The following is a 16,280-nucleotide window of genomic DNA, read 5'->3' as shown; positions in this document are numbered from 1 at the left end:
GCGCGCGGCGCTGGTTGAGCAGTCGGCGCGTGCCAGGAAGGGGGCAGGGCAGGCGGTCAGGCATAGGGCTGGGCTGCGGGCGTTGGCCCCGCAAGATGGATGCCTCCCAGCGTAGCAGCCGGGAGGCACGGGAACCAAACGCTCGTTTGTTGAAGGGGGACGGGGGAGAGGGGCACTCTGGGCCGCGCCGCGTGTACCCCCTCCCGGCCTCCCCCATCAAGGAGGAGGAGAAACAACAGCGCCCACGCCGCTCTTTAATCTTTTCCTACAGCCCACACCCCACGTTCCACACCCCCTTTACGGCCTCCAGCTTCCCCCGTTCACCGTGCCTGTTCCCGACGCCGGGACCGTGTACGAGCGGTTGCTGCCGCCCTCCCAGGTCACGCTGGCGCCGCTGTCGCCGGGCTTCTTGATGAACTTGAATTGCAGGGCGACGCTGGGCGGCAGGCTGACGGTGGTTTTCCAGGTGCAGGTGCTGCCGCTGCAATTGCTGGGGGTCATGGCCAGGGCCGAAGCGGTGTTCCACGCGCCCAGTTCGCCCCGGTCGCCCAGCAGGTAGACGTCCTGGCCAAAGAAGGTGCTGGCCGTGACCTGGAAGGTGACGGGCACGGCGGTCCCCCCGCCGCCCGTGCCGGAGGCCCCAGCGCGGTAAATGCCCATTTTGCCCGCGCCCAGGGTAACGGGCAGGCGGCCGTTCGTGACGGTGGCGCTGGCGGGCGCGCCCTCGGCCAGCAGGTCGTTAAAGACCGTGCCGTTCCCCAGCGCGCTCTTGTCCGCGGCGCTGATGCCGCTGTTGCCGGCCAGGTCCAGATTGACGGTGGCGCTGCTGCTGGACGTATTGACCACCACCACAAAGCGGTTCGTGCCGCTGCCCCGGTAGAAGGCGTACACGTTCTGGCCGCCGTTGGGGCGCCACAGCTCGGCGTAGTTGCCTTTCCAGAGGGCGGCGTTGGCCTTGCGAATGCCAATCAGTTTCTTGGTCAGGTCATAGGTGGTTTTTGGGGTGCCGCCGCCCGCCACAAAATTGGCCTGCGCGACATTTCGGCCGCTGTCGGTCCAGGCCCAGGTCGGCATATCGCGGCGGTTGTCGGGGTCAGAGGCGCCGTACATGCCCAGTTCGTTGCCGTAGTACAGCTGCGGAATGCCCGGCAGCGTCATCAGCAGGCCCAGGGCGTTGTGGTACCGGGCGCGAATTTCCCCTTCGGCCACGCCCACGCCGGGTTCGTTCACAAATCGCGGCACGTCATGGTTGTCCAGCAGGTTCACCTGCAGCAGGGTGCGGTCCAGGCCCAGGGTGCCCAGCGTGTCGCCCATGCTGGCGGCCACCCGGTCCAGACTGCCGGCCTTGCCCACGCTGTCCACAATGGCCTGCCGCAGCGGGAAGTTGAAGGTGGAATCAAAGCCCGCGTCCAGGAAGGGCTTGAGTTGAGAAGCGCTTCCAGACAGGAACGCCTCGCCCAGCAGGAAGGTGTTGGGGCGAGAAGCCAGCACGCCGGGCACCCACGAGTTCTGCCAGTAGCTGTTGGGCACGTGCTTGACGGTGTCCATGCGGATGCCGTCCACCGCGTAGGTGGCGGTCCAGTTCTTGGAGAGGTTGGTCAGGTAGGTGGCCACCGCGCCGTCCTCCTGCCGGAAGTCGGGCAGGCCCGCCAGTGGGCACACAATCTCGTCGCCGCTGCAATTGCCGTGGAACCAGCCGGGCTGCTGGGTGGTGATGCGGGCACCGTAGCCGGCGTGGTTGACCACCATGTCCATGATGTATTTCTGGCCGCCCGCTTTCAGGTCATTAATCAGGCCCGTCAGCTCGGCGCCGGTGCCGAATTTGGGGTCCAGGGCGGTGTCGTCCGGGTTGGCGTAGTCGGGCCAGTAGCCGTGGTAGCCGCAGGAATTGCCGTTGACCAGCCCCACCTGCTTGTACACCGGCGTGGTCCAGACCGCACTGGCCCCCAGGTCGCGGATGTACGGCAGCTTGGCGCGCAGCCCGGCGATGTCGCCGCCGTGAAACTTGGTCGCGCTGGCGCGGTCAAAACAGTTGGGCGCCCCCAGATTGTCATTGGAAGAGTTTCCATTGAAGAAACGGTCCGGCATGACGAGGTAGATCACCTGCTGCCGCCACGCGTCAATATTGGCCCCACTGATGGCCTGTGCGCCCAGAGTCCCTGGACTGGAAACGGTTCCAAGTTGGGCAGGCGCAGGCCCCTGGGAGCAGGCGGAAAGCAAAAGTGCAGAGGACAGCGCCCCCCACAGACCGGCAGCAGAACGTTTCACAGTTGAAACCTCCAGCACGGCAAGACCCCGCACGGGTGCGGAGCCGGTGCATGAATTGTGGTGCTCCGCGATCATAAACGATGAAACCGCTCAGGAATCAAGGGGAGAGGACCACCCGGGCAGGCGGTCCTCTCTAGACAGGTTCGGCAACTGTGCTGGCTTATTCGCGCTCAATCTTGATCTCAACGCGGTTTCCCTTGCGCTTCACCGTCAGTTCAACCTTGACGTTCCCCTTGCGGAATTCGCTCTTGATCTCACTGTTCTTGCTGGTGGTTTTCACCAGGGTGTAGCCCTCGGCCTTCAGCTTGGCGGCGTAGGCGTCATGCTGGGCGCGCAGGTCGCGGCTGTCCACGGTGGTTTGCCACTCGCGGACATTGCTCCAGGGGTTCACCGACAGGGCCTGCGCGGTGCGGGGCGCTGGGGCATCGGCCAGGGGCTGGGCCGGTGCGGTGCGCAGGGGCGCCGCCACAGGCGCGCGGTTGACCACCGAGTAAAAGGCGGTGTCTGTGATCCAGTTGGCCGCTGGCACGGGGTTGACCACGATGCTCAGGGCCTGCGCCAGTCCCTGCTGCCCACTGACATTCACGGTGGCAAAGGAGTTCTGCTGGCTCCTGAAGGTGGCAATCTGGTCCAGATTCAGCGGGCTGCGGCTGGCCAGCGCCAGCACCTTGTTCACACCGTAGGGCGCGGCAATATCGAAGGTAAAGGAGTCGCCGGCGGCCGGGAACACCTTGACTGCGTTGGCCTTCAGGAAGTTGGCCCCGCCCTGAAACCGGTTGGGCAGAATCAGGTCCACCTGACCCTGGGGGTCCACGTTGAACAGGTACACGTAGGCGTCCTGATTCACCTGGGTAAAGAGGCGAATCTTCTCGCCCGGCGCGTAGCTGGGGGTGCCCGCCCCCGAGGTGTCGCGGTCAGTCCAGACCTTCACGCTAAGCGTGGTGGGCGCCGGGTTGACGATGATGCTCTGGGCGCTCAGTTGCGGGGCCGCGTATGCGGCGCAGCCCAGCAGGGCCAGGGCCGAGGACAGAAACAGGGTCGCTTTCATGCCCCCACCCTGGCCTGTTCACTTGACGGGGGCCTGACTGGCACCTGATGCCCGTGCTGAGGCGCAGCTTAGCTGGCGCTCATGTGGGCGTCGCTGTGTCGCTTACCCCTGTCCCTGGCCTGGACGGTCTCGTGCCTGAAGCGGAGACGGGTGGGGACCACCTGCCCTTGCCACCACGGCGACGCCCGTTCCTCCCTGACCCCCGACTGATAATCCCAAGTCGCTCACAGCAAAATTCCGGGCCAGCGTCTAGGCTGTTGGGGTGAGCCGAGCCCCCAAACTGCCTCATCTGGTCTTGACCCTTGGCCTGCTGAGTCTGGCCGCTGCGCCCCTGCCCGGCCAGGCACAGGGGGCGCCGGACTTCCGCATCGGGTACCGCGTCAGTGCCGAGCGTCAGGCGCCGCTGCGGGTGGCCTTTGAGGCCTCGGCGCCCGCCGGCTACGTGGTGCAGTGGGTCTTTGGCGACGGCACCCAGGCCACGGGACTGCGCGCCGAGCATGTGTATTACCGCCCCGGCACCTATCAGCTGCAGGCCACCCTGGTAGACGCCGGCGGCCGCGTGGTCAGCCGCGCCGAGGCTCAGCTGCCGGTGGGCAGTGCCGGCGCCGAGCGCCCCGCGCTGACGGTGCTGCAGCCCACCCCCGGCGAGGTGCGCCTGAGCGCCGAGGGCAGCGTGCTGTATACCCCTGCCCGCCCCACCCTGATGCTGTCCGGGCGCGAGGTGGGTACCGGGGCCACCCGGCTGCCCAGCGGCACCCACGCGGCGGTGGTGCGCGCCACCACCAGCGACGGGCGCACCGTAGAAAAGCGCCTGAACGTGACGGTGGCTCCCTGGACCGGCAGCGCCGCCTTTGACGCCGAGGTGCTGCGCCTGACCAACCAGGCCCGCGCCCAGGGCTACAACTGCGCCACCCACCGCACCGGCGGTGGCGCCCTGCCCCCGCTGAAACTGGACCCCACCCTGACGGTGGCGGCCCAGGCGCAGTCGGCAGGGATGGCCCTGTACGGCTACTTTGACCACACCAGCGCCTTTGACGGCAGCACCCCCATGCGCCGGGTGCTGGCGGCGGGCCTCAGTCCCCAGTCGGTGGCCGAGAACATCGCCGCTGGACAGCAGAGCCCGGCCGAGGTGGTGCAGGGCTGGCTGAAAAGCCCCGGTCACTGCCGCAATATCATGGGCGACTTCAACCGCATCGGCCTGAGCTATGTCAACCGCGCCGGCACCACCTACGGCCGCTACTGGACCCAGGTGTTCGCCCGGATGTAACCAGCGGCGCGCTTGCTGGGACAGGCCCCGCAAAGAGGCCACCTCATGGCTCATGCCCCGGAGCCCGTAGCCCCCTCAGTGCACGTCGGCCACGCCAGCCAGCAGCCCGGCCAGCTGCTCCTTGGCGCGGAACACGCGGCTTTTGGCGGTGCCCACGGCCACGCCCTGAATCTGGGCAATCTCGTCGTAACTCAGGTCCTCGACAAAGCGCAGTACCACGGCCTCGCGGTACTCGGCGGGCAGGCGCAGCAGGGCACGCTGCACCCGGTCCTGGGCGTCGGCGCTCTCGGCGGCCTGCACGGGCGAGCGCTTCTCGCTGGTGACCTCAAAGCCCACGTCCTCGCGGGCCTGTTCCAGCGAGAAGCGCTGCAACTGCTTGCGGCGGTGCGACTCAATCTGGGTGTTGCGCGCCACCTGGTACAGCCACGGCAGCACCCGCTCGCCCACCCGGAAGGTTTTGATCGAGCGCCACGCGCGGTAAAAGACCTCCTGGGTCAGGTCCAGCGCGTCCTCGCTGTTGCCTTCCAAGCGGTACAGGTAGCCGTACATGCGGCCCTCGTATTCCTGCACGAAATCGAACCACGCCGCTTCCTCGCCTGCGCACAGCCGCGCGTACAGTTCGGGAGAGATCAGGTCGGGTGGCAATGACTCGGCGGGGTCCACAGTGGCTACACCATAGCGTGCCCCGGCGGGCGGCTGGGCTGGCCTTGCGGCGGGCTCGGGGCGCGGGCTCCCGGCGCGGCGACAGGCCACCCCCCGGCTGCTCTACCATGCACGCACGTTGAGTCCTGTTCGCCCTGAAATGCTGTCCTCTGCGCCGCCCACCCCACTGGCCGATGCCCTGCGCCCTCTGCTACCCGACCTGAGCGTGGGGGGGCTGCTGGGCTTCGCCACGGGCGTGGCCCTGCGCCACATTGGCCGCGTGGCCCTGATCGTGCTGGGCACGCTGTTTGTGGTGCTGCAACTGCTGGCCGCCCTGGACCTCGTGACCGTGAACTGGCTGCGCCTTCAGGCCCTGACCGAACCGTGGCTGAGGCAGGGCCAGGAACAGGGCGGCGCGTGGCTGCTGCGCGTGCTGACCGCCAATCTGCCGTTTGCCGGAGCCTTCACGGCGGGGCTGCTGCTGGGCCTGCGAGCGAGGGTGTAGATGGTTGATGGCGAAGTGCTTTTTCGATCAACCATCAACGGTTCCCCCTCGACCCCTATGCGCTGGTGCGCACCACGAGGCGGGGTTCAAAGCGGCGGGCGCGCGCCGGGCCCTTGTAGCCGTTCAGGCGGGTCAGCAGCAACTGGGCGGCCTCGTAGCCCATGCTTTCCACCGGCTGGTGCAGGGTGGTCAGGCCGCGCGCCTCGGCCCAGGGCTGGTCATCAAAGCCGATCACGCGCACGTCCTCGCCGGCCTTCAGGCCCCGCAGCCGCAGTTCGTCCAGCAGGGCCCCGGCCAGCATGTCCGCCGAGGCGAAGATGGTGCAGGGCAAGCCCGTCGCCTGGGCCTGGTCCAGCATGGCCGAGGCGGTGTTGCGCGCCGCCAGCGAATCGAAGCTGGAGGTGTATTCGGCTGCTGGCGTGCGCCCGGCAGTCTGCAGCGCGCCCAGAAAGCCCTTGCGGCGATCTTCAAAGACGCGGGTGGTGAACAGCTGGTCCAGTTCGGTTTCCACCCATACCGCGTACAGGTCGCCGGGCAGGGTCACGGCATATTCCCCGGCCATGCGCCCGCCCGCCACGTTGTCCATAAACGAGGAATCCACGTGCTCGGCGTAGGCGTCCACCAGCACCGTGGGCTGCTGGGTGCGCAGGCGGCGCTCGTGGAACATCTGCGTGAGGTTGTAGGTGGCCATCACCAGCCCGTCGGCCTGATAGGCCAGGGTGTGCGAGCCCAGGTAGCGTTCCAGCCGTGAGCGGTCCAGCAGCGGAAAAATGGCCACGTCGTAGCGGGCCTCCTGAAAGGCGGTTTCCAGACCGTCAAGCAGGCGCACATAGAACTCGGTGGTCAGCACCGGCAGCAGCACGCTGATGGTGTAACTTTTGCCGCCCGCAATGCGCCGGGCATGGGGGTTGGGCGTATAGTCCAGATCGGCAATGGCCTTGAGCACGAGTTCGCGGGTGGCGCCCTTGACCGCCACGTGGTTGTTCAGCACCCGTGACACGGTGCCGACCCCGACCCCGGCCTGCCGGGCCACATCCTGAATGGTGGGTTTACGCATGATTTGTTGCCCAGCATACCCTTTTTTTGGAAAGGGTTCCATGAGCTGTGCCTGAAGCCTCGCCCTGAGGGTTCGGTGGGCCCAGGCAACAGAGCCAGACAGTGGTCCAGCGCCGGGGACAAAGCGGCCCGGGGCGGCGGCCTAGACTGGGCGCAGGCTGGCCCCGGCCTGCAAAGGAGCCCTGCTTGATGCCCCAGTTCCCCACCCCCCACCCCGCTCGTCTGGCGCTGCTGGCCGCCGTGCTGGCGCTGCTGCCCGGCTGCCGCCCGGCGCCCCAGGCAGGCGCGGCCCGGCCCGCATTGACCGTGCAGGCGGCGCGCGTGGTGGCGGTGCCGCCCGGGGTAAAGGACACCAGCGTGTTTGGCACCCTGCGTAACCCCGGCGCGCGCCCCCTGCGCCTGACCGGGGTGCAGACCGGGGCGGCCGACCACGCCATGCTGATGGTCACCCGCACCGATGCCCGGGGCCTGACCGGTATGGCGGTCACCGGCGCCCTGACGGTGCCGGCGGGCGGTGAACTGGTGCTGAGCGACACGGGCGACCACATCATGCTGATGGGCCTGCGCGCGCCGCTGCGCGAGGGCGAAACAGTGGCCCTGACCCTGACCGACGACGCGGGCGGCACCCACACCCTGCAGGCCCCGGTGGTGAAGCCCTGATGCCCCCAGCCTCACCGGCCACAGAAGCCCCAGGGCCGCCGGCCCCCGCCCCCCCGGCGCGGCCCTGGTACGTGTCGGCGGGACTGGCGCTGGCGGCGGTGGCGCTGCTGCTGGGGCTGGCCTGGGGCATGGCGCGGCTGCGCAGCCCCTACCCGTTTTACGGCACGGCGTACCCGGCGGGCACCCTGGCCGCGCCGTTCCGGGGCGTGGCGGTGCAGGGCGGGCAGGCGCGGCCCTTCGCGTTCACGCCGGGGCAGGGGGGACAGGCCACCGCCCTGTTTTTCGGCTTTACCCACTGCGCCAGCATCTGCCCGCTGAGCCTGTCGTACCTGAACAAGGCGCGCGCCGGCCTGCCCCCCGAGCTGCGGTCCAGGCTGCAGATTGTGCTGGTCAGCGTGGACCCGGCGCGCGACACCCCGGCGCGGCTGAACGAGTACGTGCGCTACTTCGGCACCGGCGCGGGCGTGCGCATTCCGGAGCCTGCCCTGGGCCGCGTGGCGCGGGCCTATGGCGTGGCCTACGAAAAGGCTGAGCTGCAGGGCGCGGCCTATCAGATCAACCACACCACGGCCACCTACCTCATTGACGCCCGGGGGCGACTGCGGGTGCTGTGGGACTACACGCAGCTGCCCCAGGTGGCGCGCGTGCAGGCCGACTTGCAACACGTGCTGGAGACCCCATGAGCCTGAACCCCACCCTGACTGACCTGCTGCTGCCCCGCCCGGACTGGACCCTGCTGCCCATGGTGCTGGTGGGGGCGGCCTACGCCGCCGGGTTCGTGCGTGCGCGCCGCAGCGGTGCGCCGTGGCCCGTCTGGCGCGCGGCGCTGTTCGCGCTGGGTCTGGTGGCCCTGGTGCTGACCACCCAGACCCGCGCCGCTGGCCTGACCCAGGGCAGCATGGCGCTGTACATGGGCCGCCTGATGGTGCTGGCTGAACTGGTGCCGCCGCTGCTGGTGCTGGGCCTGCCGCCGCTGAAGATCAGTCCCCGGTCCGGGCTGGGGCGCATGCTGGGGGTACTGCTGGACCCCTGGGTGGCGCTGGCGCTGTGGACGGCCGTGATCGTGTTCTGGAACGTGCCCGCCGGGTTTAACGCCAGCGTGGTGTCCAACACGGCGGCCAGCCTGCTGCCGGGGCTGTACCTGCTCACCAGCCTGCTGGTCTGGAGCGTGGTGCTGCGGCCCCTGCCCAGCGTGCAGCCGGCGGGCATGGGCTCGCGCGGGTGGTTCGGGCTGCTCTCGGCCCTGCCCATGATGGCGGTGGCCAGCGTGTGGCTGTACGCCCCAAAGGTGCTGTACACGCCCTACGTGAACGCCCTGTGCCTGTGGAACCTCACCCCGCTGCAAAACCAGCAGCTGTCAGGGTGGATCATGATGGTGGCGGGGCTGCCGGCCCTGGCGCTGGCGTTTGTGCAGCTGTTCGCGTGGCTGATTCGCCTGACGGAGGGGCAGGGGCTGCCGCCCGAAGCCCCGCGCTAGACGGCAGCTCCTGGCCCCCCCACCCAGCTCAGCGTAAAGACCGCCTGAAGGCGGCGCGGCGCCCACCCCCACGCCCTGGCCTGTAGCCTGTGGGGGCATGTATGACGTTCTGGTCGTTGGCGGGGGGCTTGCGGGCCTGACGGCGGCGCGCGCCCTGGACCGCGCCGGAAAGCGGGTGCGCGTGCTGGAAGCGGGGCCGCAGCTGGGCGGGCGCGTGCAGTCGCGCGTGGAGGACGGCTTCACGCTGGACGCGGGGTATCAGGTGCTGTTTCCGGCCTATCCGGCCGCGCGGCGCTGGCTGGACCTGGAGGCCCTGGACCTGGTGCCCCTGCCCCCGGCCGCCGTGATTCGCCGGGGCCCGCAGGCCGATGTGGTGGGCTGGCCGCCCGGCGACCCCGGCGCCCTGGGCGGCACCCTGCTGACCCGCGCCCTGAGCACCCGGGACAAGGCGCGCGTGCTGGCCCTGGCGCTGCGGCTGCGCAGCCCGGCCCCCTGGACCCTGCTGCGCGGCCCCGATGAACCCACGGAGGGCTATCTGCGGCGCTTCGGGTTCAGTGAGGGCGCGCTGGACCAGTTTTTCCGGCCATTTTTCGGGGGGATTTTTCTGCAGCGCGACCTGAGCACGAGCGCGCGGCTGTTTCGCTACTACTTCCGGATGCTCATGGACGGCGGCGCCGCGCTGCCAGCGGCAGGAATGGGCGCCGTTTCGGCCCAGCTGGCCCAGGACCTGAAGGTCACGCTGAACGTGCAGGTTCAGCACCTCGCGCCGCACGGGTCGTCGGTGACGGTCAGCACCAGCGCCGGCGAACTGGACGCCCGGCAGGTCATCGTGGCCACCGACCCCGACACAGCCGCCCGCCTGACCGGCGAGGACACGGCGCGCGGGCACCTGAGCGGCACTTACCTGCACTACGCCGCCCCCGCGCTGGTGGACCGCGAGCGGCGCCTGCTGCTGAACGCGGGTGGCGGCCTGATTCAGAACGCCCACTGGCTGTCTGCGGCCGTGCCCGGCCGCGCCCCGGAGGGCCAGCACCTGCTGACCGTGACGGTGCTGGGCCTGCCCGACCTGCCCGACGACGCCCTGGACCGGCAGGTGCGCGCCGAACTGGCGACGTGGTACGGCGAGGCGGCGGTCCGGTCGCTGCGCACGCTGCTGACCGAGCGCATTCACCACGCCCAGTATCCGCAGCCGCCGGAATATGCCGCCACGCTGGCCGGCCACGCCACCCGCCTGAGCGGCGTGCTGCTGGCCGGTGAGGTGACGGCCATGAGCAGCATTCAGGGGGCGATGGAAAGCGGCGAGAAGGCGGCGGCCATCGTGCTGGGCGATCCAGAGGGCATGAGCCGCCCCCGGGGCGCATGACCGCCCACCTGGACCACCTCGTGGTGGCCGCGCGCACCCTGGACGAGGGCCGCGCGTGGCTGGAAGGCCGCCTGCGCGTGACCGCCCAGCCCGGCGGTGAACACGCGCACTTTGGCACCCACAACGTCCTGCTGTCGCTGGGCCCGGACGCCTATCTGGAAGTGATTGCGGTGAATCCCCAGGCGCCGGCCCCCGGGCGCCCGCGCTGGTTCGGACTGGACAGCCCGGCGGTGCAGGCGCGGCTCTCGCACGGTCCGGCCCTGATTCACTGGGTGGCGGCGGTGCCCGACCTGCCCGCCGGGCCCGGGGTCCTGGCCCTGTCGCGCGGCGAGCACCGCTGGACCCTGACCGTGCCCGAGGACGGCAGCCTGCCGGGCGGCGGCGTGACGCCGTCCCAGATTCACTGGGACACCCCACCGCCCCCCACCCGCCTGCCGGACGCCGGGGTGCGGCTGGCCCATCTGCACCTGGGCACCCCCACCCCCGATGCGCTGCGCCGGCATCTGCGCGCCCTGTCCTTCCTGGGCGAGGTGGAGGTGTACCGCGCACCCCAGCCCGAACTGCGGGCGCTGCTGGACACGCCCCACGGGCCGGTGGAGCTGTAGCGGTCAGCGGGGCCAGGGAGGTGAGCCGGGCGCGGCGCGGGGTCGGCGCCGGTGCAGCAGCGCCGCCGCCACCAGCCCGCCCACGAAGCCGAATAGGTGCGCTTCCCACGACACGGCCGGGTTGGTGGGAAGCACGCCCCACAGAATGCTGCCGTACAGCACGAAAGCCGCCACCGCCACCCCGATGGCCAGCGGGGTGCGCTCCCACCAGCCCACGCCCAGCAGGTAGGCCAGTAGCCCGAACACCAGCGCGCTGGCGCCCAGATGTACACTGCCGCCCCGGCCCAGCAACCACACCAGCGCGCCCCCCACCACCACAATCACCAGCAGCGCCGCCAGAAAGCGCCAGGGCCCACGCAGCGCCCCCATAAAGCTCAGGGCGGCCAGCGGCACGGTGTTGGCCAGCAGGTGCCCGAACCCCGCGTGCAGAAAGGGCGCCGTCAGGATGTGCCACAGGGCGCCCGGCTCGCGCGGCTGAATGCCGTAGCGGTCCAGGTCGCCGCCAAACACGAATAGATCGGCCACCTCCTGGCCCCAGAGCCCGGCGATCAGCAGGGTGGTCAGGCCGGCGGCGGGAAGGACGCCGGAGCGGGAGGCCAGGGAGCGGGGGGGAGGGGGGCGCCGCATGGGTTCAGCATGACGGAAAAGGGGAGGGGGGGCGTCGCTCCTTGGGTGGAGGTGGGGGGGCAAGTGTGGTTTCTCTTGGGGCGGCGATGGCCTGGCCCGGGTTGCCTCACCCCCCCAGCCCCCCTGCCCCGGACTCGTAGAGCTGCGCAGCAGAGGGGCAGGGGGGAGCAGCGCTGCGCTAGGCAAGAGTTTTTACTGGCGTTGGCGGGTTCGCTCCGTTTGGTCACGTGTCCGGCCTCGACGCCATGCTCCGCTCCCGCGCAATGGCCCGCGCCCTTCGGGCACGACGGCCTCGTCTGGACCTGGGCGGTGTGGGGGCAAGAAGGCTTGGTGCGGCCTAGAAAGTTCTACTTGAAAGACCACAGTAGGCAAAGGCCAAAGCTGCCTTTCAAAAGGAGAACCTCGTGCTATAAGCGTCCCCACCCTTCGCCTTTACGGGGCCAGCAACGGAAGCCGTCGAACGTGGCCCCACCCATTCGGGGGCGGTCCCTCTGCGGGGCAGCTCTGCGAATCACTCATCTTGATTTGGTGACATAGGCTCACTTGCTCCTTGGCGCGCAGCGCGCGGGCGTGGGGCGATGGGCGGAGGTAGGCCACGGCGTACAACGCGGGGCGAAGCCGCGCCGCCCCGGACCGTCAGTCAACGTTGCCCAGTGCCAACGTTTGCTCCCCCCTGCCCCTCTGCTGCGCAGCTCTACGAGTCCGGGGTAGGGGGGCTGGGGGGGTGGGGCAATTCGGGGCTAACCAGTCACCCAACTCGCCCCCACGCTCACCCTCGCCCCTGCACCCACGCCACCACCCCCTCCACCGGCACCAGCACCACCTCCCCGCTGCGCCGCACCTTCACCTCTACCTGCCCCTGCGCCAGCCCCCGCCCCACCGTCACCCGGTACGGCAGCCCAATCAGGTCCGCGTCGGCAAACTTGACCCCGGCGCGCTCGGCCCGGTCGTCCAGCAACGTGTCTATTCCAGCCGAGCGCAGTTGCTTGTACAGCGCTTCGCCCGCCGCCCGCTGCGCGCCGTCCTGCATGTCCACCACCGCCAGATGCACCCGGTACGGGGCAATGGCTTCCGGCCACACCAGCCCGGCGGCGTCGCACAGCTGCTCGGCCACCGCCTGCGCCAGCCGCGTGACCCCAATGCCGTAACAGCCCATCTGGAACGGCTGTTCCCGGCCACTGGCCGCGGTGAACGTGGCGCCCATCGCCTGGGCGTAGCGCGTGCCCAGCTGAAACACATGCCCCACCTCTATGCCGCGCGCCGCGTGCAGAGGCTGGGTCCCGTCGTGCGCCGCAGCCTCGCCCGCGCGGGCCTGGCGCAGGTCCACGACCTCCGGCAGCGGGTACTGGCCCTCACCCCCGGGCGTTTGCCAGTTCGCCCCCGTCACGTGCCAGTCGGTTTCCCCTGCTCCGGTGGCAAAGTCGCGCAGCGCCGCGCCCGCCGGGTCGCACAGCCGCAAAAAGGCCGGCTGCAGGCCCCCGCGCCGGGCAATCACGTAGTCCGGCAGGTCCGGGGCCAGAAAGCCCAGCGGCAGGGGTTCGGCGGCCCAGGTGTCGGTCTGGGCCACCGCCAGCCCAATCAGGTCGCCCGCCACGCGCGCCTGCACCGCGTTCCACAGCTTGACCGGATTCACCGCATGGTCCCCGCGCAAACTGACCAGCACCGGGGTCAGGTGCCGCTCCCCGGCCTGCACGCTTACAGCGTCGTATAGCACGTTTTTCAGCATGTGGGCTGGGTCACAGCCCAGGGCCGCGCAGCCGCTCGCCACGGTCACGGTGCCCGGGGTGTGGTGCCGGGTGAGGGAGCCAAACGGGCTGGGCCGGGCCGCCTGGGCGCGCGAAGAGGCCCGCTCGGCGTTGGCAGCGTAGTGGCCGTCTTCGGTGTACAGCACCTCGTCCTCGCCCACCGCGCTCAGCACCATGAACTCGCGGCTCTCGGCCCCGCCGATGTTGCCGCTGTCGGCCTGCACCGCCCGCCACGCCACCCCCAGGCGGGTGAGGATGCGGCCGTAGGCAGCGCCCATGGCCTCAAAGTGCTCGCGCAGGCTGGCCTCGTCGGCGTGGAACGAGTAGGCGTCCTTCATGACAAATTCGCGGGTGCGCAGCAGCCCAAAACGTGGGCGCAACTCGTCGCGGAACTTGCGGCCAATCTGGTACACGCTGATCGGCAGGTCGCGGTAACTGTGGGCCAGGGCGCGCACCACGTCCAGCGCCACTTCCTCGTGGGTGGGGCCCAGGGCGTGCACCCGGCCGGCGCGGTCGGTCACGGTAAACATGACCCCCTCGGCCTGCGTGTAGGCGGCCCAGCGCCCGGACTCGTCCCACAGGTGCCGGGGCTGCAACACCGGCAGGCTCACCTCCTGCGACAGGCCGTCCAGTTCCTCGCGGATCAGGGCCTCAAGGTTGTGCATCACGCGGGTCATCAGCGGCAGGTGGGCGTACAGGCCGCTGCCCACCCGGCGCACGTACCCGGCGCGCAGCAGCAGACGAATGGCCGGGGTCTCGGCGCCCTCCGGCGCCTCGCGCCACGTGCGGAACAGGCTGGATTGAAGTTTCATGGGGGCTCTCCCTTCGGTAAAGCGCCGCTGTCCTGAGCCACAGGCATCAGGACGGTTCGGTGGTGGGTCTGACAGTGTGGGCCCCGCACGCGGCGAGGCCGGCCAGTTCAGCGGGCAGGCGTCAGACCCCGAAGGGTGGCGGGAGCACGGGCAGGCCCGCCCCCACGCGCAGGGTCCGCTGGGGAACCGCCGTGGGGGGATAACGCTGCTCGCTCATGGGGCCCAGGGTAGGGGAGGGGGGGCGGGAAGGTCAAGGGAGGGTGTGGACTGTGGGCTGTGGGGGAGAAACCCGGCAGTGTGGGCGTGAGCTGACAGGCACGAAAAAAGCCGGGGTGTAAACCCCCAGCTCTGTTTGCATTCATGCGGGTGAGCAGGGCGGTGGGCCCCACGTCCCGTCGTTCCTCCGCCCCACAGTCCACCACTGGCAACCCTTTTATACGGATTTCCGGGAATTGGAGGAACATCCGGCTCTTTCCCGGAAATCCGTATTTTTCCTTCTCTGCTCCGCAGCTTTTCGAGTCCCTCTGGTCGGAAAAATTCCGTAACACGTTGCGGAATTCTTCGGAATCCGTATTACACCTGCGTCCTGGCCTTCAGCGCCCCTTTCTGCTGCAGGTACTCCGCAATCTGCACGGCGTTCAGGGCGGCGCCCTTGAGCAGCTGGTCACCCGCCACGAACAGGTCAATGCCGCCGTCGAACACCAGCGACGGGCGAATGCGGCCCACCTCCACGTTGTACTTGCCGCTGGCGGTCAGGGGCATGGGATAGAGCTTCTCGGCGGGGGTGTCGCGCACTTCCACGCCCGCTGCCCCGGCCAGCAGCGCGCGCACCTCTTCAGGGGTGGCGGGCCGCTCCAGTTCCAGCGTGATCGCCTCGCTGTGGGTGCGCAGGGTGGGAATGCGCACCGCCGTGCAGGAGATCTTCAGCGACTCGTCCCCGATGATCTTGCGCGTTTCCCAGGCCACCTTCATCTCTTCTTTGGTGTAGCCGTTGTCCTGAAAGGCGTCAATGTGCGGAATCACGTTGAAGGGAATGGGGTGGGCAAAGACTTCGGCCCCGGCTTCCTGGCCGTGCAGCACCTTGTGGGTTTCCTGCAGCAGTTCGTCCATGCCCTTGGCGCCCGCGCCGCTGGTGGCCTGGTAGGTGCTGACAATCATGCGCCGCACGCCATACGCGCGGTGAATGGGCGCCACCGCCACCACGGCAATGGCGGTGGTGCAGTTGGGGTTGGCAATGATGCCCTTGTGGCTCAGGGCGGCCTCGCCGTTCACTTCCGGCACCACCAGCGGCACCTCCGGGTCGTAGCGGAAGGCGCTGGAATTGTCTATGACCACGGCGCCGCCCGCCACCCAGGCCGGGGCCTTTTCCTTGCTGATGCTGCCCCCCGCCGAGGCCAGAATCAGCTCGGCGTCAATGGCGCCTTCAGGGGTGACCTGCACCGTCAGGTCCTGGCCCCGAAACGGCAGCGTGCTGCCCGCGCTGCGCGGCGAGGCGAAGAGCAGCAGTTCGTCAAACTGCAGCGTGCTGCCCTCCAGCACCTTCAGAAGTTCGTGGCCCACCGCTCCGGTTGCTCCCACAATCGCTACGCGCATCTGCCCCTCCAGTAAAAAGGCCGCCCGGCGTGTCTCGCGCGGGCGGCTGTGCACGGCAGGCCCGCCCTTACGGGGTCATGGTCGCGCCGCGCTTCATGCGCTCAAGGGTAGGGGCTGGGGGGGTGGGGGTCAAGGGCGGCAGACAGACTGCCTGGGGGCCCCGCTACCGCTTCTTGCGCAGAAAGCTCAGCCAGCCGGCGCGTTCGGGGGCGCGGGACGGGGCAAAGTCCTCCATACGAATCTCGGCCTCGGGCAGCGGCGCGGCCTCCCAGCCGTAGGCGGTGGCCACCAGACCGCCAAAGCGGCCAGCGGCGTACAGGGCGTGGTCCCGTTCCTGCTCCTCGGTCACGGCGCGTGGGTCGGCCAGGGCCTGCAGCATGGCCTGCAGGCTCTCGTCGTCGCAGGCCCACTGGCCCTGGGTAAACACCGCTTCCTTGCCGTACACGCGAATCCTGGCCGACATCCTTCCCCCTGCGCGCCCAGGTCTGCCCCCGGGCCCCGTGTTGTGTGGTGCGGGCAGCATAGCGCAGCAGGAGCGTGGGTGAAGGGGGGTGACGGGGGCAGTCGGGTGGCTTCCAGCGGCGGGTCAGCGGCGGGCGGTGGACCGGCTGA

15 protein-coding genes are annotated in these 16,280 nt (G+C 69.6%); 7 read left to right on the top strand and 8 right to left on the bottom strand.

Annotated elements, in window-relative coordinates:
* Window positions 1–297: 297 nt before the first annotated feature.
* The gene (locus C8263_RS10460; protein WP_233218761.1) at window positions 298–2,268 is read right to left on the bottom strand and encodes an alpha-amylase family glycosyl hydrolase; all 1,971 of its coding nucleotides are present in this window, start codon (window positions 2,266–2,268) and stop codon (window positions 298–300) included.
* Between the two features lie 160 nt (window positions 2,269–2,428).
* Complete coding sequence (locus C8263_RS10455; protein ID WP_107138071.1) at window positions 2,429–3,316, bottom strand: DUF4384 domain-containing protein; 888 nt, start codon at window positions 3,314–3,316, stop codon at window positions 2,429–2,431.
* A 262-nt stretch (window positions 3,317–3,578) separates the two neighbouring features.
* Between C8263_RS10455 and C8263_RS10450 the strand changes: the two genes are divergently transcribed.
* On the top strand, window positions 3,579–4,583 hold the full coding sequence (locus C8263_RS10450; protein ID WP_233218760.1) for a CAP domain-containing protein: 1,005 nt from the start codon (window positions 3,579–3,581) through the stop codon (window positions 4,581–4,583).
* 75 nt (window positions 4,584–4,658) lie between these two features.
* Here C8263_RS10450 and C8263_RS10445 read toward each other — a convergent pair whose 3' ends face one another.
* Window positions 4,659–5,246, bottom strand: a complete 588-nt coding sequence (locus tag C8263_RS10445) for an RNA polymerase sigma factor (RefSeq protein WP_233218758.1) — start codon at window positions 5,244–5,246, stop codon at window positions 4,659–4,661.
* Between the two features lie 139 nt (window positions 5,247–5,385).
* On the opposite strand from C8263_RS10445, the gene C8263_RS10440 reads away from it, so the two are divergent.
* Window positions 5,386–5,730: an FUN14 domain-containing protein gene (locus C8263_RS10440; protein WP_107138070.1), complete on the top strand. Its 345-nt coding sequence runs from the start codon at window positions 5,386–5,388 to the stop codon at window positions 5,728–5,730.
* A gap of 55 nt (window positions 5,731–5,785) precedes the next feature.
* Here the strand turns inward: C8263_RS10440 and C8263_RS10435 are convergent, their stop codons facing one another.
* Window positions 5,786–6,787: a LacI family DNA-binding transcriptional regulator gene (locus tag C8263_RS10435; protein WP_199188379.1), complete on the bottom strand. Its 1,002-nt coding sequence runs from the start codon at window positions 6,785–6,787 to the stop codon at window positions 5,786–5,788.
* 188 nt (window positions 6,788–6,975) lie between these two features.
* Here C8263_RS10435 and C8263_RS10430 point away from each other — a divergent pair, with 188 nt between their 5' ends.
* From C8263_RS10430 to C8263_RS10410, 5 genes are all read left to right on the top strand, one after another.
* Entirely contained in the window at window positions 6,976–7,446 is a 471-nt protein-coding gene (locus C8263_RS10430) for a copper chaperone PCu(A)C (RefSeq protein ID WP_107138068.1), read from the top strand.
* Window positions 7,446–8,129, top strand: coding sequence for an SCO family protein (locus C8263_RS10425; RefSeq protein WP_107138067.1), 684 nt, complete (start codon window positions 7,446–7,448; stop codon window positions 8,127–8,129). The genes C8263_RS10430 and C8263_RS10425 overlap by 1 nt, the downstream gene beginning before the upstream one ends.
* Complete coding sequence (locus C8263_RS10420) at window positions 8,126–8,923, top strand: cytochrome c oxidase assembly protein (RefSeq protein WP_107138066.1); 798 nt, start codon at window positions 8,126–8,128, stop codon at window positions 8,921–8,923. Before C8263_RS10425 ends, C8263_RS10420 begins: the two co-directional genes overlap by 4 nt.
* Window positions 8,924–9,020: 97 nt before the next feature.
* Window positions 9,021–10,286, top strand: coding sequence for an NAD(P)/FAD-dependent oxidoreductase (locus C8263_RS10415; protein WP_107138065.1), 1,266 nt, complete (start codon window positions 9,021–9,023; stop codon window positions 10,284–10,286).
* Complete coding sequence (locus tag C8263_RS10410; protein WP_107138064.1) at window positions 10,283–10,891, top strand: VOC family protein; 609 nt, start codon at window positions 10,283–10,285, stop codon at window positions 10,889–10,891. Before C8263_RS10415 ends, C8263_RS10410 begins: the two co-directional genes overlap by 4 nt.
* Window positions 10,892–10,894: 3 nt before the next feature.
* Here the strand turns inward: C8263_RS10410 and C8263_RS10405 are convergent, their stop codons facing one another.
* The 4 genes from C8263_RS10405 to C8263_RS10390 all read right to left on the bottom strand — a co-directional run bounded on the left by C8263_RS10405 (window position 10,895) and on the right by C8263_RS10390 (window position 16,131).
* Window positions 10,895–11,518: a rhomboid family intramembrane serine protease gene (locus tag C8263_RS10405; protein WP_107138063.1), complete on the bottom strand. Its 624-nt coding sequence runs from the start codon at window positions 11,516–11,518 to the stop codon at window positions 10,895–10,897.
* Between the two features lie 769 nt (window positions 11,519–12,287).
* The gene (locus C8263_RS10400; protein ID WP_107138062.1) at window positions 12,288–14,075 is read right to left on the bottom strand and encodes a proline--tRNA ligase; all 1,788 of its coding nucleotides are present in this window, start codon (window positions 14,073–14,075) and stop codon (window positions 12,288–12,290) included.
* Window positions 14,076–14,648: 573 nt separating this feature from the next.
* Window positions 14,649–15,668 carry an aspartate-semialdehyde dehydrogenase gene (locus C8263_RS10395; protein WP_107138061.1) on the bottom strand — a complete coding sequence of 340 codons (1,020 nt, stop codon included), beginning with the start codon at window positions 15,666–15,668 and terminating at the stop codon, window positions 14,649–14,651.
* Between the two features lie 163 nt (window positions 15,669–15,831).
* The gene (locus C8263_RS10390) at window positions 15,832–16,131 is read right to left on the bottom strand and encodes a hypothetical protein (RefSeq protein ID WP_107138060.1); all 300 of its coding nucleotides are present in this window, start codon (window positions 16,129–16,131) and stop codon (window positions 15,832–15,834) included.
* Window positions 16,132–16,280 lie beyond the last annotated feature (149 nt).

The organism is Deinococcus arcticus, assembly GCF_003028415.1.
In the GTDB taxonomy this organism is placed as follows: Bacteria; Deinococcota; Deinococci; order Deinococcales; family Deinococcaceae; genus Deinococcus; species Deinococcus arcticus.
This window is presented reverse-complemented; position numbering and strand designations above follow the sequence as displayed.

Excerpts from the sequence above, each read along its gene's own strand:
- C8263_RS10400 (WP_107138062.1), bottom strand. The coding sequence starts at position 14,075 with ATGAAACTTCAATCCAGCCTGTTCCGCACGTGGCGCGAGGCGCCGGAG.
- C8263_RS10390 (WP_107138060.1), bottom strand. The coding sequence starts at position 16,131 with ATGTCGGCCAGGATTCGCGTGTACGGCAAGGAAGCGGTGTTTACCCAG.
- C8263_RS10415 (WP_107138065.1), top strand. The coding sequence starts at position 9,021 with ATGTATGACGTTCTGGTCGTTGGCGGGGGGCTTGCGGGCCTGACGGCG.
- C8263_RS10440 (WP_107138070.1), top strand. The coding sequence starts at position 5,386 with ATGCTGTCCTCTGCGCCGCCCACCCCACTGGCCGATGCCCTGCGCCCT.
- C8263_RS10435 (WP_199188379.1), bottom strand. The coding sequence starts at position 6,787 with ATGCGTAAACCCACCATTCAGGATGTGGCCCGGCAGGCCGGGGTCGGG.
- C8263_RS10395 (WP_107138061.1), bottom strand. The coding sequence starts at position 15,668 with ATGCGCGTAGCGATTGTGGGAGCAACCGGAGCGGTGGGCCACGAACTT.
- C8263_RS10430 (WP_107138068.1), top strand. The coding sequence starts at position 6,976 with ATGCCCCAGTTCCCCACCCCCCACCCCGCTCGTCTGGCGCTGCTGGCC.
- C8263_RS10405 (WP_107138063.1), bottom strand. The coding sequence starts at position 11,518 with ATGCGGCGCCCCCCTCCCCCCCGCTCCCTGGCCTCCCGCTCCGGCGTC.
- C8263_RS10420 (WP_107138066.1), top strand. The coding sequence starts at position 8,126 with ATGAGCCTGAACCCCACCCTGACTGACCTGCTGCTGCCCCGCCCGGAC.
- C8263_RS10455 (WP_107138071.1), bottom strand. The coding sequence starts at position 3,316 with ATGAAAGCGACCCTGTTTCTGTCCTCGGCCCTGGCCCTGCTGGGCTGC.
- C8263_RS10425 (WP_107138067.1), top strand. The coding sequence starts at position 7,446 with ATGCCCCCAGCCTCACCGGCCACAGAAGCCCCAGGGCCGCCGGCCCCC.
- C8263_RS10410 (WP_107138064.1), top strand. The coding sequence starts at position 10,283 with ATGACCGCCCACCTGGACCACCTCGTGGTGGCCGCGCGCACCCTGGAC.